We start from the raw sequence: 543 nt of genomic DNA on the forward strand, positions 1-543 counted from the left end.
CAGTAAGTGCCCGGACGAACACCTGCTACACCACATGCTTTACCAACCATTTTCTGTGCAAGCGTGTAACCCTTGCCAGAATCAGCGACTTCACCAGGTTTACGGAATACATCAGAAGACTCAAGACCTAGAGCTTGGCGCGCTTTATCTGTTAAACCACGACCGATGATCAGTGGGATACGACCGCCAGCACGGACTTCATCAATCAGCACGTCTGTTTTTAGAGAAAAGTCAGCAAGTACTTCACCTGTTTCGTGGTTACATACTTTGCCTTCGTATGGGTAAACGTCGATAACGTCGCCCATATTCAACTTCGTTACATCAACTTCGATAGGCAGTGCGCCCGCATCTTCCATTGTGTTGAAGAAGATAGGTGCAATTTTACCGCCAAGCACGTAACCACCAGCGCGTTTGTTAGGTACGTAAGGGATATCATCGCCCATGAACCATAGCACTGAGTTAGTTGCAGATTTACGAGAAGAACCAGTACCAACAACATCACCAACATACACTAGCTGGTGACCTTTTGATTTTAGCTCTTCG

Annotated in this window: 1 pseudogene; it reads right to left on the bottom strand. The window is 46.8% G+C overall.

What is annotated here, in order from left to right:
- Positions 1 to 543 (bottom strand): annotated as a pseudogene (locus R7P74_RS28730) (bifunctional aconitate hydratase 2/2-methylisocitrate dehydratase); the annotation flags it as partial.

Source organism: Vibrio sp. 2033, from assembly GCF_033339735.1.